Annotated in this window: 17 protein-coding genes; 6 read left to right on the forward strand and 11 right to left on the reverse strand. The window is 59.5% G+C overall.

All coding sequences use genetic code 11. The features are described from left to right. The first annotated feature begins 160 nt into the window (after positions 1-160). Positions 161-2,407, forward strand: a complete 2,247-nt coding sequence (locus tag ACN0SW_RS15455) for a mechanosensitive ion channel domain-containing protein (protein WP_417728827.1) — start codon at positions 161-163, stop codon at positions 2,405-2,407. A gap of 111 nt (positions 2,408-2,518) precedes the next feature. Here the strand turns inward: ACN0SW_RS15455 and ACN0SW_RS15460 are convergent, their stop codons facing one another. From ACN0SW_RS15460 to ACN0SW_RS15505, 10 genes are all read right to left on the reverse strand, one after another. After that, positions 2,519-4,429, reverse strand: a complete 1,911-nt coding sequence (locus tag ACN0SW_RS15460) for a glycosyltransferase family 2 protein (RefSeq protein ID WP_417728828.1) — start codon at positions 4,427-4,429, stop codon at positions 2,519-2,521. A 4-nt stretch (positions 4,430-4,433) separates the two neighbouring features. Further along, entirely contained in the window at positions 4,434-4,646 is a 213-nt protein-coding gene (locus tag ACN0SW_RS15465) for a hypothetical protein (RefSeq protein ID WP_417728829.1), read from the reverse strand. A gap of 8 nt (positions 4,647-4,654) precedes the next feature. Beyond that, the gene (locus tag ACN0SW_RS15470; protein ID WP_417728830.1) at positions 4,655-5,959 is read right to left on the reverse strand and encodes a glycosyltransferase family 2 protein; all 1,305 of its coding nucleotides are present in this window, start codon (positions 5,957-5,959) and stop codon (positions 4,655-4,657) included. A 327-nt stretch (positions 5,960-6,286) separates the two neighbouring features. Then, a complete protein-coding gene (locus ACN0SW_RS15475; RefSeq protein ID WP_417728831.1) occupies positions 6,287-7,666 on the reverse strand; it encodes an FAD-binding oxidoreductase in 1,380 nt (459 codons plus the stop codon). 150 nt (positions 7,667-7,816) lie between these two features. Beyond that, positions 7,817-8,836: a histone deacetylase family protein gene (locus ACN0SW_RS15480; protein ID WP_417728832.1), complete on the reverse strand. Its 1,020-nt coding sequence runs from the start codon at positions 8,834-8,836 to the stop codon at positions 7,817-7,819. 71 nt (positions 8,837-8,907) lie between these two features. Further along, entirely contained in the window at positions 8,908-10,530 is a 1,623-nt protein-coding gene (locus tag ACN0SW_RS15485) for an ABC transporter ATP-binding protein (RefSeq protein ID WP_417728833.1), read from the reverse strand. Then, a complete protein-coding gene (locus ACN0SW_RS15490) occupies positions 10,527-11,366 on the reverse strand; it encodes an ABC transporter permease (protein WP_417728834.1) in 840 nt (279 codons plus the stop codon). The genes ACN0SW_RS15485 and ACN0SW_RS15490 overlap by 4 nt, the downstream gene beginning before the upstream one ends. Next, complete coding sequence (locus ACN0SW_RS15495) at positions 11,363-12,334, reverse strand: ABC transporter permease (protein WP_417728835.1); 972 nt, start codon at positions 12,332-12,334, stop codon at positions 11,363-11,365. The genes ACN0SW_RS15490 and ACN0SW_RS15495 overlap by 4 nt, the downstream gene beginning before the upstream one ends. Before the next feature lie 82 nt (positions 12,335-12,416). Next, positions 12,417-13,991, reverse strand: a complete 1,575-nt coding sequence (locus ACN0SW_RS15500) for an ABC transporter substrate-binding protein (RefSeq protein WP_417728836.1) — start codon at positions 13,989-13,991, stop codon at positions 12,417-12,419. A gap of 35 nt (positions 13,992-14,026) precedes the next feature. Next, the gene (locus ACN0SW_RS15505) at positions 14,027-14,761 is read right to left on the reverse strand and encodes a GntR family transcriptional regulator (protein ID WP_417728837.1); all 735 of its coding nucleotides are present in this window, start codon (positions 14,759-14,761) and stop codon (positions 14,027-14,029) included. Between the two features lie 164 nt (positions 14,762-14,925). Between ACN0SW_RS15505 and ACN0SW_RS15510 the strand changes: the two genes are divergently transcribed. The 5 genes from ACN0SW_RS15510 to ACN0SW_RS15530 are packed head-to-tail and all read left to right on the forward strand — an operon-like array spanning position 14,926 to position 21,212. Next, positions 14,926-15,954 carry a histone deacetylase family protein gene (locus ACN0SW_RS15510; RefSeq protein WP_417728838.1) on the forward strand — a complete coding sequence of 343 codons (1,029 nt, stop codon included), beginning with the start codon at positions 14,926-14,928 and terminating at the stop codon, positions 15,952-15,954. Then, entirely contained in the window at positions 15,951-17,513 is a 1,563-nt protein-coding gene (locus ACN0SW_RS15515; RefSeq protein WP_417728839.1) for an acetolactate synthase large subunit, read from the forward strand. Before ACN0SW_RS15510 ends, ACN0SW_RS15515 begins: the two co-directional genes overlap by 4 nt. A gap of 23 nt (positions 17,514-17,536) precedes the next feature. Continuing rightward, positions 17,537-18,826 (forward strand): ArgE/DapE family deacylase, encoded by a 1,290-nt coding sequence (locus tag ACN0SW_RS15520; protein WP_417728840.1) that lies wholly within the window; start codon positions 17,537-17,539, stop codon positions 18,824-18,826. Then, a complete protein-coding gene (locus ACN0SW_RS15525) occupies positions 18,826-19,881 on the forward strand; it encodes a phosphotransferase (protein WP_417728841.1) in 1,056 nt (351 codons plus the stop codon). Before ACN0SW_RS15520 ends, ACN0SW_RS15525 begins: the two co-directional genes overlap by 1 nt. A gap of 5 nt (positions 19,882-19,886) precedes the next feature. Next, positions 19,887-21,212 (forward strand): aspartate aminotransferase family protein, encoded by a 1,326-nt coding sequence (locus tag ACN0SW_RS15530; RefSeq protein WP_417728842.1) that lies wholly within the window; start codon positions 19,887-19,889, stop codon positions 21,210-21,212. 565 nt (positions 21,213-21,777) lie between these two features. Here ACN0SW_RS15530 and ACN0SW_RS15535 read toward each other — a convergent pair. Next, positions 21,778-22,446: a nuclear transport factor 2 family protein gene (locus ACN0SW_RS15535; RefSeq protein ID WP_417728843.1), complete on the reverse strand. Its 669-nt coding sequence runs from the start codon at positions 22,444-22,446 to the stop codon at positions 21,778-21,780. Positions 22,447-22,494: the final 48 nt, after the last annotated feature.

Here is a 22,494-nt window from a genome sequence, read left to right on the forward strand (position 1 = left end):
AGTCTCTTATTACCGGCCTGTCCTTGACCCCGAATGATATTCCAATAGATATCAGGGTCCTGACGCTGAAAGGCGAGGTGCGGGTTCATTCGGAACCAACGCCACCTGACGGGCGCTTCCATGTGCCCAAAACTCGAACGGGACATGGAGACTGTGTGTCATGGTAAGATATTTTGCGAGTTTTCTCGTCGCACTTTTCTTGACGGTCTCTGCGGTCCCGGCACAGCAGAGCCGGGCAGCCCCCAGCGATACGAGTGCACAACAGACCAGCGTTGACCTGCTCATCGGCGTGATCGAGAACGAAGCGACAAGAACCGAGTTGATTGATAGGCTGCGTGCGGTGGGCGTGTCTGATACCGCCACACTCGGGGAAGAGGTGAGCGCGACGCTTACCCAAGGCGAGGCCCCGTCCGAGGATCTGTCCCTCGGGCGCAGGGTGGCCTTGATCACGCAGGCTGCCGCCGAAGATATCGCCGGTTGGACCGCGCGCCTGTCGCGCGAGATCGCGCGCGCGCCTGAGGTGTTCGACGGGTTGAGCGGCGGCGAGGCCAGCGTCCTGCTTGATGCTTTGGCCGAACTGGCGCTCGTGATCGCCAGCACGGTGGCGGCGTTCTTTGTGCTGCGTGGTCTTGGTAAATCGCTCTATGCGCGGATGAGCGCCTCTGCGCGTGATGGCGGGATGGCGCGGGCTGTGATGCTCTTTATCATGTCCGCCGTGATTGATGGTTTGATTGTCCTCGTCGCTTGGGCTGCGGGATATGTTCTGGTAATTCTGGCGCTGGGCGAGTTTGGACAAATCGGCATCCGTCAGACGCTTTATCTCAATGCGTTCCTTCTGGTGGAAATGGCAAAGGTCGCGGTGCGGCTCGTCTTGTCGCCCTCTGCAACGTCACTGCGGCCATTGCCGATCACTGACCGGGCAGCGTCCTATCTGTCTTCGCGGATCAACCTGATTGTCGGGGTTGTGGGATATGGTCAGCTTTTGATTGTGCCGATCATCAACAGCAATGTGTCCTATGCCGCAGGGCGGGCGGTATCGGCACTGATCGCGTTTGTCGTTCTGACCTTTGCCATCTGGTTGGTGCTGCGCAATCGCAAGATCGTGACGGAATGGATGCTGGGTGCACATGGTGACGATGGGACCCGCCGCCAGGGTGCGCTGGCCTATCTCTCGCGGCACTGGCACTGGCCGGTCGTGGGCTATCTCTTGGCGATGTTCGTGATCGTCCTGCTTCGCCCCGGTAATGCGGTTTTCCAGACTTTCCTTGCCTCAGGTCAGGTTCTGGTCGTTGGCCTCTTGGGGTTCTCTGTCGCAGGGTTCTTGAGCCGTGCGATGGTGCGGGGGGTGATGCTTCCGGCGGGGGTGTCAGCGAGAGTGCCGCTCTTGCAGGCACGCCTTAATACCTTTGTGCCTAAGATGCTCTTTGCGCTGCGCGCCCTGATTTTTGGTCTGGTCATGTTGCTGGCGCTAAACGCCATCGGTTTGATCGACCTGCGCGCTTGGATGGTCAGCCAGTTTGGTCTGCGCCTCACCGGCACGATCCTGTCGGTGGCTCTGGTGCTGCTGGTGTCCTTTGGCCTATGGCTTGGCTTGACCTCTTGGGTGGACTACCGGCTCAACCCGGAGTTTGGCAGCGTGGCCACTGCGCGCGAAAAGACGTTGCTCACCTTGCTGCGCAACGCCGCGACCATTGCTCTTGTTGTCATCACGTTGATGTTTGTGCTGTCCGAAGTCGGTCTCGACATCGCGCCGCTGTTGGCCTCTGCGGGGGTGCTGGGTCTGGCCATTGGGTTTGGCGCTCAAAAGATGGTTCAGGACATCATCACCGGCATTTTCATTCAGTTCGAGAATGCGATGAATGTGGGTGACGTGGTCACGGTCGGGGGCGTTACTGGCACCGTAGAGCGCCTGACGATCCGTTCTGTAAGTCTGCGCGACGTGCAGGGAGCCTATCACATTATTCCGTTTTCGTCGGTCGATATGGTGTCAAACTACGTCAAGGACTACGGCTATTTCGTCTGTGATATGGGCGTTGCCTATCGCGAAGACATCGACGAGGCGAAACAGGCGATGCTCGACGCCTTTGCCGAACTCAAGGGCGATCCCGAGCAGGCGAATGGAATTCTGGACGAGTTGGAGTGGTTCGGCGTCAACAGCTTTGGTGACAGTGCCGTGATGCTGCGTGCCCGGATCAAATGCGTTCCGGGGCGGCAATGGGGCATTGGGCGAGCCTATAACGGCGTACTCAAGACGGTCTTTGATGCGCGCAACATCGAGATTCCGTTCCCGCACCAGACGATCTATTTCGGCGAGTCCAAGGATGGCAAGACGCAGAGCGTCAAGGTGGATCTGGAAAATCAGAAAGAAGGGAATGATCCGCTCGGTGGGAGAACTGCCCTTGGATGATTTCCAGTTTCTTTGAGATTGGGGATAAGGCCGCAAACCCTGCGCCGAACCGATCTGAGTATGATTTTAAGACCCGCCACTTTGTCACCCTTCGCAGGGGGGCGGCGGCATTTAAACCTGTTCTGCCGGCACCCGTCCCGGCGATAGCACGCAGCGATTGCCCTCGTGGACCGTTGGCAGATAGCGGTGCGGCTCGGTTATGCTCTGTCCGGGCAAGCGGATATAGCGTTCGCAGTGCACCTCTTCGCCGTAGCAGAGCACACGCAGATTGATCCCGTCGATAAGGTGACGCAGGTGCGGATGGATCGAAAGGCCACCGTCGCTTGGCATTGTACTGGCATAAAGCGGCACCAGCCCGACCTTGCGGCCCTGTGCTTGATCCTCATTGAGCCAGTCAAGCAAACGTTTGAGCGCCTCATCCTGCACGGTCAGCAGCCCGGCATAAACGCGGTCGAGCCTAGTCTCGCTGCGCCCGGTCTGAAGGTTGTCGGGGGCGGGGAATGTTCGGGCCTTGTCCGGTGGATAGCACAAATGCCATGCGGTGGCATGGTGATGCAACTGCGCCTCGTAATACTCGCGCCGTGCCCCGTAATAGAACCAATCCATGCCGATGGTTTTGTCCGCTGTTGCGCTGGTGTCACTGGCGCGTTGCAGGGCCAGCGGGCCGGTGTCCGGGGCGGCAACGGCCCTCTCTCCGAACAGGCGGCGCACCCGCCGCAGCAGTTCGCTATCGGCCGAAACGCGCACATCGTCCCATCCCCCGAGACAGTTACGCACAAGGTCAGTGGGTAGCATCAAGGATGTCATGTTCTCAAAGAACAGCGCGCCCTGACCCGTCCAGCGGCTGACACGCAGATAGGGGGTGCAGCGGGCCTGTTGGCTGAGACAGCCGACAATGCCGCGATTTGCAAGCAAGAATTCGATTTGAAGACGCAGCCGGTCGGGATGTGACCAATCATCAGCGTCATGCAAGGTCACGAACTGGCCCCGCGCCTCGGCCAATCCGGCATTGCGCGCAGCATAAGCACCCCGGTTTCGGGAGAGGGGGATCAGACGGATGCGGGGATCTTGGGACGCATATTCAGCAACGATCCGGGGGGTGTTGTCCGTGCTTGCGTCGTCGATCACCAAAAGCTCAAACGCGGTCCAGCTCTGGGCCTGCATGGCGCGCAGTGCTGTCGGTATCGTATCCTCACAGTTAAATGCAGCCATCAAGACGCTGACGACCGGGCTGTCCGGAGAGTTTGCCGGACGCGGCATGCCGGGGATAAGCCGGTCAAACAAAGGGCCTTTCCCTTCTTGCAGTGCGACGGGCAAAAGATTGGACTGGGTCAGTGCGGCATTCAGACAGGCCAGAGTTTCGGCTTCGGTTTTAGCCCACCAGATGCGTGCCAGATGCAATGCAGCAGTTTGGGGGGCTGCGTCGGCCACGCCCTGCGCTGTGGTCACATCCCCATCGCGCGCTGCCGCAAGGGCCATGAGAGGCGCGAGCCGGGCCATGGCATCGCGGCTGATCTTGATGCGGGTATCCAGCCAATGGCGTGCCTCGGCGTTGTCATTGCGTCGGAGCGCCATGAGGGCAAGCGCCTCGGCTGCGCCAGCCGCGGCGTCAGGGCCGTGCCCGCCCTCTGCCATATCTGCCAGTGCGGCGCGCGGTCCAGCGTCGAGCCCGCCGGTTTCCAAAAGGTCGCGCAAATGCTTGAGCCGTCGCAACGGTGCGGCGGGGCGTGGTGGCAGTACGCCGGGATGCGGTGCCCGGCCCTCGGATTGTCCCGCCGTCAGGTAGTGCAACAGGGGGCTGAGACCTGCCGCCGCAACGTCTGGATTGGTTGCAAGATAATATCTTGACGCAAAATTAGGCCCCGGATCACGTCCGAGGAATGCGCCGACACGCGCGAAATGTGACGCGGGGTCCAACGGCAGGCGCGCCACGTCCGGATAGGTGTTGCTATACCATCCGGGATCAAAGAGCGGGCTGGTGCGTATGCGCGCGATATCCCCATTTTTAACCAATCGCCGCATGTGCTCAGCGCCACCAATTGCGCAGCCACGCCAAATGGCCGGGCCGTTCCATGGTCTTAGCCTCTTGCTCTAGCAGGCGACCGATCAGGCGGGTGATTTCGTCATCGCGCGTGGCTAGGGTTGCACGCAGTTCCTCGACCTGAGCCAGAAGCAACCTGTTCTGGTATTTGAGTGCGGCGATGCCCCGCTGTGCGTTGTCGTCTTCGGACTGTGTCACGGGCCCTCTCAGGTGATGCTTTGCTTGGCGCGAATATAGGCGAGGTTCGGTGCAAGGTTTTCGCTGGTCGTGATGTTGTTAAGACTAACGCTGTCTACGACATGATGTCCGGTGATGACAGGCAGGGCGACCGGGTCCCCGGTGGCTGTGTATCTCATTATAAGGTCCCAATCCACGAGCCGCGTGAGACCGGTATCAAAGCCCCCAAGTTTGTCAAAGAGCGTTCGATGATGCACAAAACTGTTGAGGTCGATGTAGTTTGTCTCTGCCAGTTTTGCCTTGTCATAGGGGTGAAAAAGAATGTCGCTCCAGCCATGCGAGAGATTGTGGCGGCTGAGCGCCGTATAGGCGCACTGGGCATGGGGCACCGCAAGCAATCCTGCCAGTGCATAGAGAAGGTGATCGGAATCCCAATGATTATCGCTGTCGAGATAGGCGAAAAAATCCCCTTGTGCGCGTTCTAGCCCTGCGTTGCGGGCGGCCGAAACGCCCATGTTGGCCTGCGTGATGAGCACGAGCCGCCCCTCTTGCAAGGGTTCAGGAAAGCGCTGTTGCAAGAGTTCGACCGTGGCGTCGGTGCTGCCGTCGTCTATGACAATCACCTCTTTTGGCGGATAGGATTGCAAGAGCGCTGAGGCGATTGATGACAGCACCGTGTGCGCCCGGTTCCATGTTGGTAAAATAACGGTCACATCGGGTTTCTTGGCCCCTAGCAACATCAGCGCCTCATCGCGCAGCGTTTCAGGCATGTCGCGACAGAACCGGGGTGACTCTGACGATCCTGTGAACGCGGACAGGCCCTTGCCGGCGTCAGAACCGCCGAGTTGAGTAGACCCTGTGGCCAGTCGCCGGGGCGCGCGCCCTTCCATAGCGCCGCTTGAGAGGTAATGTTCCAAGGGGTCGAGGCCCGCTTCGGCCACGTCCGGATTGAGCGCAAGATAGTCTGCGGTTGAAAAGGCCACCGTTTGCAAGCTGTCTGGTAAATCGGGCAGCAAACGGGCCAGGAGCAGGCCCAATGCACGCGCCTCGCCGGTGAGGCGGTCCTGATCCTCGGAGGCACAGTTTTGTCGCAGAGTTTGAAGCTCGAACTGCGCAGATTGCAGGGCGATGCGTCCGGCCAGCCGGTCCTGAGCCAACCGTGTGATCAAACACCCGATCAGGTCAGCGAGGGGCTCAGCGGCTTCAGAGTCCAGCCCCCGCAGCCACGCCAACCCTGCCTGTAACTGTGGTTCCAATGCCAATGACGGCGCACCGGATTGGTCAATAGACGGCCTTTCGAGAAAATGCAGGAGATCTGCCAGAAGGTGTGGCATGTCTAAATGCTTGGCAGGCATGGCGGATGGTCTCTTTCCTGTCGAACGTCATGTCTTGTGACTGATTTTCAGGAAATTGGCCAGACCAGCCAAGTTGGCGTCGTAATTTGTAATGTGCCATTTTCTGTGCGGTACTCTTTTCGCCCAGCCGTCCCGGCCTTGTTGCCAAGTCCTATCGCCGCGTACGCTCAGGCGCATTCGACCTGTGGGTTGACCATACCGCGAGATGAAGCCGTGCAATGTCTGCTTTGGGCCCACAGAGCCGCGATCCACCGACTTGGACATGTCAAGGAAAGACAGGCCGCTGGAACCGCGCGACTATACCGGCTAAATCTCGGCCAGCAATTTGCCGGGATTCATGATGGCCTTGGGGTCCAGCGTAGCCTTGATCTGACGCATCAGCGCGAGTGAGGCAGGCGAGCGGTTGTGGGGCAGTTGCTTGCGTTTGCCAAGCCCGATACCATGTTCGGCCGAAATTGATGAGCCCGGCGTGCTGGTAACGGTATCATAGAAGATATCATCAATTGGCCCGCGATTCTGTTTTGTATCAGGTGATACCGCCATACAGACATGCAGGTTGCAGTCGCCAAGATGGCCGAAGACGAAACTATCAAGCTCTGGAAAATGTGTGGCCCGTGCGCGGTCCCAACGGTCCAGAAAACCCGTGATCTCATTCGCTTCAATGCTGATATCATAGGACAGAAATGCCCCAAGCGGTTGGGCAATCAGATCAGTGTCTTCGCGGATCGACCAGATCGCCAGCTGTTCGGTCTGCGATTTGGCGATCACGCCGTCCGCGACATGCCCGGCCTCGGCGGCGTCCTCGAAAATGCTGAGCAGCAGCGCTTCGGTCGCGTCACTGTCCTTGCCGGCGACCTCGAGAATGATCTTTAGCGCCGCGTCGGGTGGCAGCGGTTCGTGCCCCTTGCACAGAAGCCCGCTCGTAAGGGCATAATATTCGGGCCACATCGCCTCAAAGGACAGCAGATTGCCGCTGGCCATGCGTTGTGCAATCGCCAAAAGCGCCTGTGCCGCGCCCAAATCCGGGCAGGACAAAAGCGCAACCCCGGTCGTATCAGGCCGTGGGTAAAGCCGCAGAACGGCGGCGGTGACGATCCCCAACGTGCCTTCGCTGCCGATGAAAAGCTGTTTCAGATCATAGCCGGTGTTGTTTTTTAGCAGCGTGTTCATGTCCTCGATCACCGTCCCGTCGGGCAAAACGGCGGTCAGGCCCAGCACGTTGTCGCGCGTCATGCCATAGCGGATCACCCGAATGCCGCCAGCATTGGTGGAGATGATACCGCCCAGCGTGCAATTGCCCCGTGACGGGATGTCGATGCCGGTCATCAGACCGTAGCGCGCTGCGGCGTCGTTCACCTGTTGCAGGGTCGCCCCGGCCTCGGCGACGATGATGCGCTGAACCGGATCGACGCGCAGGATCGCTGTCATCCGCTCCAGCGACAGTGCTATCTGATCGGCTGTCGTCGCCGTACCGTCGACTAGACCGGTCAGACCGCCCTGCGGCACGATGCCGATACCCTGCGCCTGCGCCGTCCGGCAGATTGCCGCGACCATCGCGGTCGTGTCCGGACGCAGCAACAGGCCAGCATCACGGCTGGTGGCGGAGTAGCCCGGATCGCGGAGGCGCAACTGTGCCGGTGCAACGATAGCCTCTGGCGGGCAGATATCTTCAAATAGCTGACGCATGGATATCTCCTTTGAAACTGGTCATGATCGTTTGCCCCTCGACCATGTCGGCAAGCCGGAGCAGACCTCTGTGGCAGGCGGCCTGGTCCATCCTTGGGCCAAACGCGTGACGGGAGATAGCGGTCATCGGGTCGTCCTTAATGATACGGCTCAGGCCGCAAAATCGCCAAGATAGCGGGCGAGGTTCGCACCCAAATAGGGCTGTGAATAGCCGCCTTCTTGTACATTCAGCACCGGAACCCCGACACTACGGATCGCGGCAGCAATATCCGCGTAGCAGTCGGTCGTCACAGCCATTCCATGAAACGGATCGTTTTCATGGGTATCAAGCCCCACAGCCACAACGATCACGTCGGCCCCGAAATCAGCAATCTGCCGCAGCGCTATGTCAAGGGCGGAGAGATAGGTCGCATTGTCAGCGCCGCGTGGTAAGGGCAGATTCAGGTTGCAGCCAACACCTCGCCCTTTGCCTGCCTCGTTCGCGGCGCCGGCGTAATAGGGATAGAACTGCGCTGGATCGACATGGATTGAGACAGTCAGCACATCGTCGCGGTCATAGAAAATCGCCTGTGTTCCATTCCCGTGATGCACGTCGATATCAAGGATCGCCGGGCGGTGCCCCTGACTACGCAGATACTCTGCCGCGATGCCAGAGTTGTTCAAAAAGCAAAAGCCCCCAGCGATCTCGCGGTAGGCATGGTGGCCAGATGGACGACAAAGCGCATATGCCGCGCGCGCGCCGTGCAGAACCTCTGATGCGGCGCTTAGCGCGGTCTGGGCCGACCAGTAGACCGCGTCCCAAGTGTGCTCGGAAATCGGGCAAGAGGTATCGGCGTTGTGAAACCCGATCTGAGCCTCAGTGTCGGTCGAATAATTTCTAAGCGGATCGACGCAGATTCGACCGGGCACGACTTCGGCCAGATCAGGCACTACTGCTCTGCGGCGCGCATAGATCGTGCGCAAAAAATCCAGATAGCGTGGCGTGTGCAGCGCCGCCAGCGGGGTCAGTCCGAAATCGGTAGGGCTTTGGGTGCGAAGGCCCGCCTCTGCAACGCCTTGCAGCAATTGATCCACGCGCTCTGGCCGGTCAGGATTTAAAATGACGCGCCCATCCGACAAGCGAAATTGCGGATCATGGATACGCTGGCGGTCGTCAAAAAATACTTTCATCCGTCTATCCTTTTCAAGCCTGCGCCGCGTGGGCTTGTTCTAAACTGCGGTTTGGCTGGGCGTCGGCCATCCTACCGGGCTCCTGACAATGCGCGTTCGTATTCCTGTCCCGGAATCGCATCCAGCAAGCTGCGCGTATAGGCGGTGTCGGGATCGTGCAGAACTTTGCTGGTTGGTCCCATTTCGACAATAGCCCCTTTTTGCATCACGATAATACGATCGCAGATGCGCGCGGCGACGCGCAGATCATGGGTGATGAACAGCATGGACAGGTTCAGCCGGGTTTTAAGATCGGCCAGTAGGTCCAGAACCTGCGCCTGTATGGACACATCGAGGGCTGAAACGGCCTCGTCCGCGATGATGATCGAAGGGTCGAGTGCCAGCGCACGGGCAATGCCGATCCGCTGTCGCTGACCGCCGGAAAATTCATGCGGAAAGCGCTGCATCGCCGAGGGATCAAGCCCAACCAGATTGAGAAGCTCGCGGGCTTTGTCAATTGCCTGCGCGCTGGGCGTGCCATAGGCGATCAGCCCTTCTGTCAGGATACGCGACACCCGCGCACGCGGGTTGAGTGACGAAAACGGGTCCTGAAAGATCATCTGGAGTTTGCGCCGCTGGTCGCGCAGTTCAGCCCCCGACATATGCGCAAGATCGGCCCCATCAAGCATCACGCGGCCTTCGTCTGGGCGGATCAGTCGGGTCAGGCAACGTCCGACGGTGGATTTTCCTGACCCGCTTTCGCCAACGATGCCGATTGTCTCACCGGCGTAAAGCTCGAAACTTACATCCTGCACCGCCTTGACCACCCGCGGCTTGCCGAAAAGCTTACCCGAGCCGGTGATAAAGGTCTTGTTCAGCCCCTCGACGCTCAGCACTGGCCGATGCTCGTGCGTTTCGACATCTTCACGCTGGTTTAGCCGGGGAATGGCGTCGATCAGGGCGCGAGTATAGGGGTGCTGTGGGTGCAGCAGAACCTCATTCGCAGGCCCGCTTTCAACAATCTCGCCGGTCTGCATGACGATAACGCGGTCGGCAATGTCAGCGACGACGCCAAAATCATGAGTAATGAAAATCACAGCCATGTCCCGCGAGCGGCGCAGACTCTCGATCAGCTTCAGGATTTGCGCCTGTGTGGTGACATCAAGTGCCGTGGTCGGTTCATCCGCGATCAGAATGTCAGGCTCCAGCGCCAGTGCCATCGCGATCATCACCCGCTGCCGCTGCCCACCGGACAGCTGAAAAGGGTAGGCGCGGATTGCCGCTTCGGGATCGGGGATGCCGACCTCGTCCAGCAGTTTCAGGGCGCGTGCGCGCCGTTCCTGGCGGTTAAGTTCGCCATGCGCCTCGAACACTTCGGCAATCTGCGCGCCCACCCGCATCAGGGGGTTCAGCGCGCTCAGCGGCTCTTGGAAGATCATGGAGATCCGCCGCCCGCGCAGTTCCAGCATCTGTTTTTCGGACAGGGTAAGCACATCCTGTCCGTCAAACATGATGGTGCCAGCGACGGGTTTGACGCCCTGCGGCAACAAACCCATCACCGCATTCGCGGACATGGATTTGCCTGATCCGCTTTCCCCTACGATGCACAGGATCTCTCCGGGGGCGAGATCGAAATTGATGTCCTTTGCAGCATATTTACGGTCAGCCCCCCCGGGGAGAGCGATGGCTAGCTCGCGGATGCTCAGCAGGCTCATTTGGACTTCCTTGTCAAACGGGGATTCAGGGCGTCGTTCAATCCCTCGCCGATCAGGTTCAGGGCCAAAACCGTCAGCAGGATTGCCATGCCGGGCAGAAAGGATAGCCACCATGCGGTACGGATCACGGTGCGTGCCGCGCCGATCATGTAACCCCAAGACATGATATTCGGGTCGCCAAGGCCAAGGAAGGAGAGCGAGCTTTCCAGCAAGATCGCCTGCGCCACCATGAGCGATGCCAGCACGATAATCGGCGGGAGCGCGTTGGGCAGGATATGACGCAAGATGATCTGGGTGTTCCCCAACCCCGATAGGGTGGCGGCCTCGACAAACTCGCGTGTGCGCAGGCTCAGCACCTCGCCTCGGACCAGTCGCGCCACGGGTGGCCAAGAGACAATGGCGATGGCGATGATCACGAAGGTCAGGCTTGGCTGGAAGATCGCCAAAAGAACGATAGCCAGCGCAAAGCTGGGAATCGTCTGAAAGAACTCAGTGAAGCGCATCAGCGCGTCGTCCACCCGGCCCACGAAATAGCCCGCCAGCGCCCCCACCGGCACACCGATGGTCAGCGCCACGATGGTCGAGACCAGCCCGACCAGCAGGCTTACATAGGCGCCATGGGCGAGCCCCGACAGCACGTCTCGCCCAAGCGCATCGGTTCCCAGTGGCAGACCGTCTTGCGTGAACGGGGGCAGGAAGGGACGCTGTACCATCTTCCATGGGCTTGTCGGGAACAGGAACGGCGCGGCGATGGCGGTGACGATCACCACGGCCAGAATCACCAGCCCGATCACCGCCCCGCGGTTGTAGCTAAAACGTTTCCAGAAATCCTTCATCCTGTCAGCCTTATACGCGGGTCAACGATGACGTAGATGACATCGGTGATCAGATTGAAGAGTAGCACCATGGCGCCCGAGATGTAGAAGACGCCGAGGATTACAGCGTAGTCGCGTTGGTTGATCGCCTCGAACATCAGCCGCCCGATACCGGGCCATGCAAACACCGTTTCGGTCAGAATTGCGCCGCCAAAGATCTGTCCTGCCTGAAGTCCGGCCAAGGTGATAACAGGCAAAAGCGCGTTGCGCAGGATATGCCGACGCTGGATCAGGCGGCGCTTTAGTCCCTTGGCACGAGCCGTCTTGACGAAATCCAGCCGACTGACCTCTAGCATCGAGGCGCGTGTCATGCGCATGTAGATCGCCATGAAAAAGAGACCCAGCGTGGAGGCTGGCAGGATCAGGTGCTTGGCTACGTCCACCACATGCGCGAAACCCGTGTAGTTTGCGCCGATGGTGGAATAGCCAAAGCCCGGCAGCCAATTCAACCAGACCGAAAAAACAAGCGCTGCCATCAACGCCACCCAGAACAACGGTGTCGCATAAAACAACAGCGCCAGCGTTGAGATAATCGTGTCCCCCCAAGACCCCTGACGGGCCGAGGCGGCAACACCTGCGATCACCCCCAGCACCAGCGATAACACGAAGGCGACCCCGGTCAGCAGCAGGGTGGCGGGCAACCGGTCGGCAATCAGCTCGGCTACCGGCATTTGCTGACGATAGGAAAAGCCCAGATCTAACTGGATCGCGCCCTTCAGATACGTCCACAGTTGGATGTAGAGTGGCTGATCCAGTCCGAAGCGCATGCGCAGATCGGCAAGAAACTTTGCGTCTGCTGCGCCCGCCTCGCCCGCCATGACCGCAGCAGGGTCGCCGGGGGCGGCGTGGATCAGCAGAAAATTGAATATCAGGATCGCAAGTAGGATGAAGACCCCCTTGATAAGCCTGCCGAGAATGAACCGTATCACGCTTTCTGTCCCGCTTTTTGTCCTGTGATTGGGACGGCCCGAGCCACCGCATAGGCGGTCCGGGCCGTCGGACTTTGCGTCCTTATTCGGCTTTGTCGATCCACACGTCGCGGAAGCCGTCATTCACGCCCAAGGCGGTGCTGACCGGGTTCTTGATGTTGCAGCGGTAGATGGTGGGAAAGCCCAATTCAAGCAGCCACAGGTTCGCCACGTCGCTGACGATCTTATCCTGTATCTTCTTATACGACGCGCGGCGATCTTCGGGGTCGGCCATCAGCGCTGCCTCGTCGAACATCTTGTCGATTTCGGGGTTCTGATAATTGGCCACGTTGTTCCAAGGTGACCCCGGTTCGGCGTTGGTGCTCATATAGGTCCGCGAGACCCCAAGCGCCGGATCGCCGTACTGATACAGATAGGTGAACGCCAGATCGAAGTCGCGGTCGGCCACCTTTTGGTTCCAGCCCGCCACATCCGACGGCACGATTTCCACCTTCATGCCGATCTCGCTCAGATTTTGTTTTACCGCTTCGGCCCAACGCTGCCATGTTTCACCATAAGGCAGGCCCAGCAGACGGATGGTTTCACCGTTATAACTGCTTTCTTCCAGCAGTTGCTTGGCCTTGACCGGATCATAGGAAATATCCGGTGTATCACCTGCGTAGAACCTGGTCGAAGATGAAAGCGGGCCGGTGGCGACCTTGCCCAGACCGTTCCATAGCGCGTCCATGGCAAACTGGCGGTCGAGTGCATGCATCATTGCCTGCCGCACCTTGAGATCATCCAGAGGCTTGTTGTTGAGGTTGATCCACATCCACGACAGCGGCCCAAAATATTCCCAGCCTTTGTCGGTGATGCAAGTGTTGTCCAGGGCGCGGATACGCGACACGTCAAAATTCTCGATTGACCCGCCAGGCAAGACATCGACCTGTCCGGTTTCGTAAGCGACGGCGCGCGATGCTGCGTCCGGAATGACGTGGTAATACACCTCATCTACATAGGGTTTTCCGTCCATGTAGTAACCATCGTTTTTAACAAGATGGATGTAGCTGCCCTTGACCCATTCGTCGAACTTGAAGGGGCCAGTACCGATCGGCGTGTTATTCGCAGGATTATTGGCAAAATCCGTGCCGTCATAGATATGCTTGGGGATCATCGGCGCGGTCCCCGGCTCGAAAATCCCGATGAAGGGGCCAAAAGGCTGTACGAGCTTAAAGACCACCGTATGATCGTCAGGCGTCTCGATGCTCTCGACATGCTTCATATAGGTCCGCATGCGGGAATGTGTTTCCCGCAAAAACTTGTCCATTGAGAACTTTACATCCGCCGAGGTGAACGGCGTACCGTCGTGGAAGACAACTCCTTCACGCAGCTTGAACGTGTAGGTTTTCCCATCCTCCGAAATCTCCCAGGATTCGGCCAACTGTCCCGAGGGTTCGAGGTCTGAATCGTACCGCAGCAGGCTCTCGTAAATTTCGCCCGCGACCATCTGCGTCGGGCCGTTCTGCATCAGGCCAATCATCAACCCCGGCGGTTCCGGCTGAATGACGACATTCAGTGTGCCGCCTGATTTCGGCGCGGCGTCTTGCGCCGCCAGCGGCCCCGCCAGAGCAAAGGCCGCCGCTGTGGCTGCCGCTGCAATTTTGAGATGTTTTAACATGTTCACTCCCTGTCGTTAATGTTGTTTATGTTTGTTTATTCCGGGTTGCCCGGCTGAATAAAATCCAAGCTTTCCCCAATTTGATCTGTCTGTCCGAGAGATAAGCGACCATTTAAGGCGGAATTGAGCGTTGCGATGTAAGCGGTGATCCCCTCCCTTGCCGTTTCGATATCTGCCCGCATTGCAGCACGGGCTTTTTCGGGCTCGTGACTCTCACAGGCTGCAATGATGATGTGGTGGTGTTCCACCATGTCCTGATTTGTGCTCGCATAATAGCCAGCAAGCAGCGGCCCCATCCGCAGCCAGATCCGATCCAGCATATTCAGCAGCACTGGCATATCTGCGATCTCTGCCAGAGCGAAATGGAACTGCTGATTCGACTCGGTCGCCTGCGGCCAGCGCGCCGAAGCGATTGCGTCTTCGTTGCGCTGAACCAGTCGGCGGAGCCTCGCCACATCTTTGTCCTGTGCCCGTTTGGCGGCCTGTTCAGCGGCCAACCCTTCCAGTTCCGCGCGAATCCGGGAAATCTCAAGGTATTGTTTGATCGTCAGGACCGGCACGCGGACATCTCTTACCGTGCGCTGCTCCAGAGCGTTGTCGCGCAACAGCCGCTGGACCGCGTCGCGCACAGGAGTGGAACTGGTTCCCAACGACTCAGCCAGGCTGCGGATGGTGACCTTTTGATCCGGGCGAAGCTTGCCTCGCACCAAATCCCGGCACATCTGCCGGTAGATCGCGTCCCCGAGTGAATCCTTGCTGATTTCTCTCATCGCTCCCGTCCGGAATCGCTTGGGCTGTCGAGGCCTGTCGGTTTATTTTGATGCATCATGCATCGTTTTTATTGAAACGGCAAACCAAAACTGTAATGGTTCAATCTGCGGCGAATAGCTAAAACGGCCAGCCGTCATCCGTTGATGTTACGAAAGGTCTGACCATGAAAGCCTTTTTCGATATGCGCCAGCTTGGCCATGCGCCCGAAATCTATTTTCGGCGCGGCGCGGCGATGCCGCATCAGGAACAGCCCCGCCGCGCCGAATTATTGCGCGATATGCTGATCGGTGAAGGATTTCCCATCATCGAACCGCGCGATCACGGGTTGGGGCCGATCAAGGCTGTGCACAATCCTGACTACGTTGATTTCCTGCCTGACGCTTACACGCGATTCGTGGCCGATGCAGGGGCAGATGCGCTGGCCATCCCCACTGCCCATCCGGGCCGACGGCGGGGACAGGAGCCAAAGGATATTCACGGCCAGCTTGGCTGGTGGATGACCGACACATCGACCCCGTTGACCGCAGGCACATGGGAGGCGGCCTATTGGTCGGCTCAGACTGCCATTGAGGCCGCCGAGGAGGTGCTTTCAGGTGCGCGCGCGTCCTATGCGCTGTGCCGTCCGCCGGGTCATCACGCCATGCGCGACTGCGCCAACGGGTTCTGCTTTTTCAACAATGCATGCATTGCCGCGCAACACCTGACCCGCAGATTCCGCAAGGTGGCGCTCATTGACGTGGATGTGCACACCGGCAACGGCTCGCTCGATATCCTGTACGAGCGGGGTGATATTTTCTTTTGCTCGCTGCATCCCGATCCCAAGACCTATCCCACCTTCTATCTTGGCCATGAGGACGAAATCGGCGAGGGCGAAGGTGAGGGGGCATCGCTCAACATTCTTTTGCAGCATGGTGCAAGTGAGGCAGATGTGATGGACGCACTCGACAAGGGGCTTGCCGCTATACGCAGCTTTGGTGCCGAAGCGCTGGTGGTCTCGCTGGGCTTTGATATGGCGGCCGACGATCCGCTGGCTGCTGTGGCGGTATACCCGGACGGGTTTTCCGAAATGGCCCGTCGTCTGGCGGCCTTAAACCTGCCGACCGTGCTGGTGCAGGAGGGCGGCTATCTGGGGCCATCTCTGGCCGATAATGCACGCAGTTTTCTCACCACTTTCCGCGAGGCCGTAAAATGAAAGACCATCCTGCCGAGATGAACGGTGCCGAAAGTGTCGTGCGCAGCCTGCATGCAGAAGGCGTAGACGTCTGTTTTGCCAATCCCGGCACGTCCGAGATGCAGTTCGTTGATGCGCTGGATCGCACCAAGTTGATGCATTGCGTGTTGGGCCTGTTCGAAGGTGTGGTGACCGGCGCCGCTGATGGCTATGCGCGCATGGCCGGAAAGCCAGCGGTGACATTGCTGCATCTTGCCCCCGGATTCGCCAATGCCGCCGCCAACCTGCACAACGCGCGCAAGGCGCGGGTGCCAATGCTAAACCTCGTGGGCGATCATGCCTTGCGTCATCAGCAATATGATGCGCCGCTCTCAGCGGATGTGGAAGGCGCATGCGCGCCGTTCAGCGACTGGGTGCGATCTGGCCGGGATGCGGGAAGCTTTGCCGCCGATGCGATGGAAGCGCTGGCCGTGGCCAAGGGCAAGCCGGGACAGGTTGCAACGCTGATCGCTCCCGCCGATATCGGTTGGGATGAAGGTGGGCGGATGGCCGGGCCGGTTGCGCCGTCTGGCCCTGCTCCGCTGGATGAGGATGCACTGAATGCCGCCGTCGCCGCGTTGGAAAGTGGCGAGAGGACGGTGATCATCGCAGGCCTCTCGGTGCTGGAGGATGTGCGGGCGCTGGCCCAACTTCAAGGGATCGCCGAGAAAACCGGGGCGGACATCCTCGCCCCTACCTCGAATCGGCGGATGGAGCGCGGGCACGGGCGCGTGGCGGTGACTAAAATCCCGTATCCGATCAACGCCGCGCTCGACATGCTCAGCCCCTATTCCCGCGCCATTCTCGTGGAAGCGCAGCCGCCGGTGGCCTTTTTTGCCTATCCGGGCAAGCCCAGCCTGCTGCTGCCGGACACTTGCCAGACCACAACTCTGGCAGGGTTCGACGGCGATGGCCCCGGTGCGCTCGCCGCATTGGCCGACCGGATTGGCGCCCGGCCCGGAGGCCCGCGCGACACAACCCCACCCCCAGTGCCGCAGGGGGGGGCGCTGACCCCAGAAATTATCGGCGCCGTTCTGGCCAACACGCTGCCCGAGGGGGCGATTGTCATAGATGAAGGCGTATCCTCCAGCGGATTAATCTTTCCGTATGGTGATGCCGCCGCGCCCAATTCCTGGCTGGCGCTGACCGGCGGGTCCATCGGCATTGGCATTCCTCTGGCGGCGGGTGCTTCGATTGCCTGTCCCGACCGGCCGGTGGTGACACTTCAGGCCGATGGCTCTGCCATGTATACATTGCAGGGTCTTTGGACGCAGGCGCGAGAAGGCCTGAATGTCACCACCGTAATCCTCGCCAATCGCGCTTATGAAATTCTCAAAGGCGAATTGTACAATGTCGGCGCTCAGCCAGGGGCTGATGCGCTGAGCATGCTCAACCTTAATCGCCCTGATCTGGATTTCGTAGCGCTTGCCAAAGGAATGGGCGTGCCGGGCTGCCGGGTGGAAAACGCCGAGGATTTCATGCGCACCCTGCGCAATGCGATGGCCGAACCTGGCCCCTACCTGATCGAAGCGATGATCTGAGCCTTTATGTGAAAGGAAATGTAATGCCTCTTGATGCCGCCTTGCGCGACCGCATCCTGAAAGCCGTCAGTGACGGGTTTGACGATCAGATCACCTTTACACAGAAACTGGTCCAAATGCCTTCGCTGCGCGGGCACGAACACCCCGTCCAGGATTTCGTTTTTTGCGAATTGCAGGCGCGGGGTTTTGCCATGGACCGCTTCAATATGGACCGTGAGGCAATCTCGGCGCATGAGGGAGGGTCGAAATTTTCCGATGATCACTCCGACGCGCCCATAGTCGTGGGCATCTACCGCCCTCGCGAGGAAAAGGGTCGGTCGCTGATTCTGCAATCGCATCTCGATGTTGTGCCCGAGGGCCTGCATGAGATGTGGTCCGATCCACCCTTTTCAGGCAAGGTCGAGGGCGACTGGATGTATGGTCGCGGTGCGGCTGACATGAAGGCGGGCGCGGCGGCCAACATTTTTGCGCTCGATGCTCTGCGTCGGGCGGGGCTGCAACCGGCGGCTACGGTTTATGTGCAATCGGTGGTCGAAGAGGAAAGTACCGGTAATGGCGCATTGCAGACCTATCTTCAGGGGTACAGCGCCGATGCGGTACTGATTCCCGAACCCGAAGATGAAATGCTGGTGCGTGCGAATATCGGCGTGCTGTGGTTTCAGGTCCAAGTGCGTGGAGTGCCCGTGCATGTGCGCGAGATGGGCGAAGGCGCGAACGCCATTGACAGCGTGACACGCGTCATGGGAGCCCTGCGCGAAATGGAGGCCGATTGGAACGCCGATAAGGCCAATCATCCGTATTTCGAACAGGAAGAGCATCCGATCAACCTGAATATCGGCAAGATCGAGGGGGGCGATTGGGCCTCGTCAGTGCCCAGCTGGTGCACCATCGACTGCCGGGTTTCGATATATCCGGGCCGCAGCGCCGAGGACGCGGCGTGCGAAATCCGCGAGCGAGTAGCGGCATTCGCCCAGAATGATGCCTTTTTGTCCAACAACCCGCCGCAGGTGGTGTTCAATGGGTTTTATGCCGAAGGCTATGTGCTGGAGCCGGGAAGCGAGGCTGAAGCGGTGCTGGGACGGGCCCATGAAGCTGCTATCGGCGCGCCCCTCAAGTCCTTTATGACGGCGGGTTATCTCGATACGCGCGTTTATGCGTTATACAATAAGATACCCGCGCTCTGTTATGGGCCCGTTTCGCGGAATATTCATGGCATCGACGAATGTGTCAGCCTGTCCTCGGTCCAGCGGATTACGCAGGCCATGGCGCTGTTTATCGCTGAGTGGTGCGGTGTAGAGCCATTGGAACAGTAATGCAAAGACCGACTCGTGCCCAGTGCGGCGACCAGCCAGACCTGCTTGACCATGCTGCGCCCGCCATCAATCCGGCGGAGGCAGCAGAACTGGCGCGCAATATTTTTGGCGTCACTGGCGATATAGAGAGGCTCAGAGCGGAAAAGGATGCGAATTTCCGGATTGTGCCGCGCACCGGTCCGTCCGTGCTCCTGAAGATCACCAACGCGGTTGAGGATCGTGGCGTGACCGACATGCAAACGGCTGCGTTGATGCATCTGGCCCGCGTCGATTCTACGCTCCCGGTTCCGCATATCCTTCCCACGCGGGACGGGGCACCATCGCAGACCGTCATTCTGACCGATGGTCAGAGCCATGTCGTGCGGCTGTTGAGTTTTCTCGAAGGCACAACGCTCAAGGCGGCGGGATCCGCTTCTGGGCTGCATCGTGAGGTGGGCGCCCTACTGGCCCGGCTGACGCTAGGGTTGCGCGGCTTTGCTCATCCGGCCAGCACGCATGTGCTGCAATGGGACATCAAACAGGCGCACAGGTTACGCCCCATGTTGCAGGCGATTGAAGATGGTGAATTGCGCTGCCGCCTGACCCGTTTGATCGACCATTTTGAGGCCGAAATCGCCCCGCGTCTGCCCGCCTTGCGCGCGCAGGTCGTGCATAATGATTTCAACCCGGACAACCTGTTGGTTGATGCGCCCGGTGGCACCCGGTTGACTGGCGTGATCGACTTTGGCGACATGGTGCACACGCCTTTGGTCTGTGATCTGGCCGTGGCCTGTTCCTACCATGTCGGAGACGGGCCTGAGCCGCTGGCAGGGGTCGCAAGGCTGGTTGCGGGTTATGCTGCGCATCTGCCTTTGGAGGCAGAGGAGCTCCTGCTGCTGCCTGATCTTATACGTCTTCGCCATGCCACCACGCTGGCCATCGGCGCTTGGCGAGCCCAGCGGTATCCTGAGAACACAGCCTATATCCGGCGCAACGCCGCCGCCTCTTTGCTTGGCTTGACGGTGCTGGACCGGCTAGGCACGCAGGCAGCGCTGGACGCCCTCCAATCGGAGTAACTGTTATGACCATGATCAACGCCTATGACAGGGCCCGCGCCGGGCAGCTTGATCCACAGGACCGTGCCCTAATCGCGCGGCGCGAGCGGGCGCTGGGCCCCGCCTATCGCCTGTTTTATGAGGAACCGCTGCACATTGTCCGGGGCAAGGGGGTCTGGCTTTGGGATAAGGCGGGTCGCAAATATCTTGATGCGTATAACAACGTGGTCTCGCTCGGCCATTGCCACCCCCGCGTTGTCGAGGCGGTTTCCGCACAGATGAGTGTCCTAAACTCTCACACACGGTATCTGCACGAAGACATTGTCACCTATGCCGAACGGTTGCTGGCCACCATGCCTCATACGCTCGGGCATGTGATGTTCACCTGTACCGGTTCTGAGGCGAATGATTTGGCCCTGAGGATTGCACGCAGTTACACCGGACGGCAGGGGGTGATCATCACCCGGTTGGCCTATCACGGGGTGACCGAAGCCGTGTCGGAATTGTCCCCTTCCTTGGGTGATTTCGTGCCGCGCAGCTCGCGTGTCCGGCTGATTGATGCGCCCGACGGGCTGCGCATACCCGCAGCCGATCAGGGCGTGAAATTGGCTGCGGATCTGGCGCTTGCGATTGCCGATATGCGGGCCGACGGAGTCGAACCAGCGGCGTTTCTGGTCGATACCGTCTTTTCCAGTGACGGGTTGCACCCGGATCCCGCAGGATTTTTGCAACCCGCCGTCGATCTGATACGGTCGGAAGGCGGGATTTTCATCGCCGACGAGGTCCAGCCGGGATTTGCCCGTACCGGAGATCATTTCTGGGGCTTCCAGAGGCATGATCTGGTTCCAGATATGGTTACTATGGGCAAGCCAATGGGCAATGGCTTCCCGGTTTCAGGCGTAGCGATGAGACCAGATTTGGTGCAGGAGTTCGGGGCGAAAGCCCGGTATTTCAACACCTTTGGTGGCAATCCGGTCGCCGCCGCAGCCGGACTGGCCGTCTTGGATGTGATCCAAGATGAAGGTTTGCAGGAGAATGCCAGCCGCGTGGGCGCGTTTTTGAAAGAGGGGCTCGAAGAGGTTGCGCGCTGTCACCCCGCGATCGCGCAGGTGCGCGGCGCAGGGCTGTTTCTGGCGGTGGAATGTGTGCTCGACAGACAAACCAACGCACCAGACGCCGCCACGGCGGGTTTTGTCGTAAATCACCTGCGCCGGAACGGCGTGCTGATCAGCGCCTCTGGCCCTGGGGCCAACATCCTGAAAATTCGCCCGCCGCTGGTGCTGCAAGAGGTAGAAGCAGAGATTTTTCTGGACGCTGTGAAGGCTGCCTTTGCTGCTGCGTCCAGCGCATAACATTCAGTGCCAACCGGCATCATCAAGCTATCGAGCGCGCTCTGCCTGCGATGATGGTCCGCAAGATTTCTCAACCTCGCCTGACCGAATAAAGACGAGCGTTCAATTTGAGGGGAACCGCCCCCGGGGTTGCGGACAATCGTCGAGGCTTTCTTTGACGACGGCACCAAGACGTTTCGTGGTTTCGACAACTCCGCTCGCCCGCACCTGTAAAACAGGCCCGAGGGCTTTGGATTTTGCTGACAGATGCGAAATCCATGCGATCGCGAATGCAGAAGGCCGTACTAGCTATACTTCGCCCGGTCTTCCTGTGGGCTTGGTCCACAACCTTTCCACCGCCATTGCCGGAAGGTCGGGAACATCTGCTATCTGAAAGATCTGGATGATGACCCCGCGGTGCGGGGAACAGATGTTGGCCGCGTCTGGATTAAGGCCTCTTTGCTGCGGACGATGCCAATGGCACGCCCGCAGTTTATTGGCTGACCTAGCATTTCAAAACCGAAGCGCGCCGACTTTATGACCGCGTCGCCTGAGCGGCCCCCTTTCGCCACGACAACCGAAAACGTCAGGCACTGCGCGCCTTGCGGTATGTATCCTTTAGGGCGATCAGATCCCCCTCAAAGCGAAAGATGTCACAGCCATGTACATCTACGCGCTGGCCCGCCTTGTCGGTGCCGGTGAAGCGCCATTCCGACAGGCCTGTATCCCCAAAGACGTGATGGGTGCCAGCGGTCCAAGCAGCCTCTGGGAAGGTGTCAAACACGGTGGCATAGGCGGCGCGCACGCCATCGTGACCAGAAACATGGTGCCCTTCTGCCTCGGGCCCCGCAGCAGCGTTGAACGCGCATTCCGTCGCCATACAGGCCATCAGCGCATCAAGGTCGCGTGCATTCCACGCCGCCATGAAACGCTCGAGCACCTCGCGCCGCCGCAGCGCGGACGCCTCTGCCACGGCTTCAATTTCGAGGAAAGCGAGCGGCGCGGTACCGGCGTTGGTGACGTTGTGGTTCACGCCCTCGCGACGAGAATAGGGTACGCCTTGTGTAAGCGCTGCGGTCTGTGCCGTCCCCCCTGCATTGTCCAGACCCAGCGTGCCATCCGTCAGCGGCACGACGACGTAGTCATGACCATGAACGTGCCAGCCAGTTTCCGCACCGGGGGCAAAGCGCCATTCGGTTACCTTGAAACGCACATCGTCGATATGAACGATGCCTTCTGCCTGTGGTTTGCTCATCAAAGTCTCTCCGTTCTAATGAATGAGGATATTACCAAAGTTTCAGAG

The organism is Roseovarius sp. (assembly GCF_048262375.1).
Lineage (GTDB): Bacteria > Pseudomonadota > Alphaproteobacteria > Rhodobacterales > Rhodobacteraceae > Roseovarius.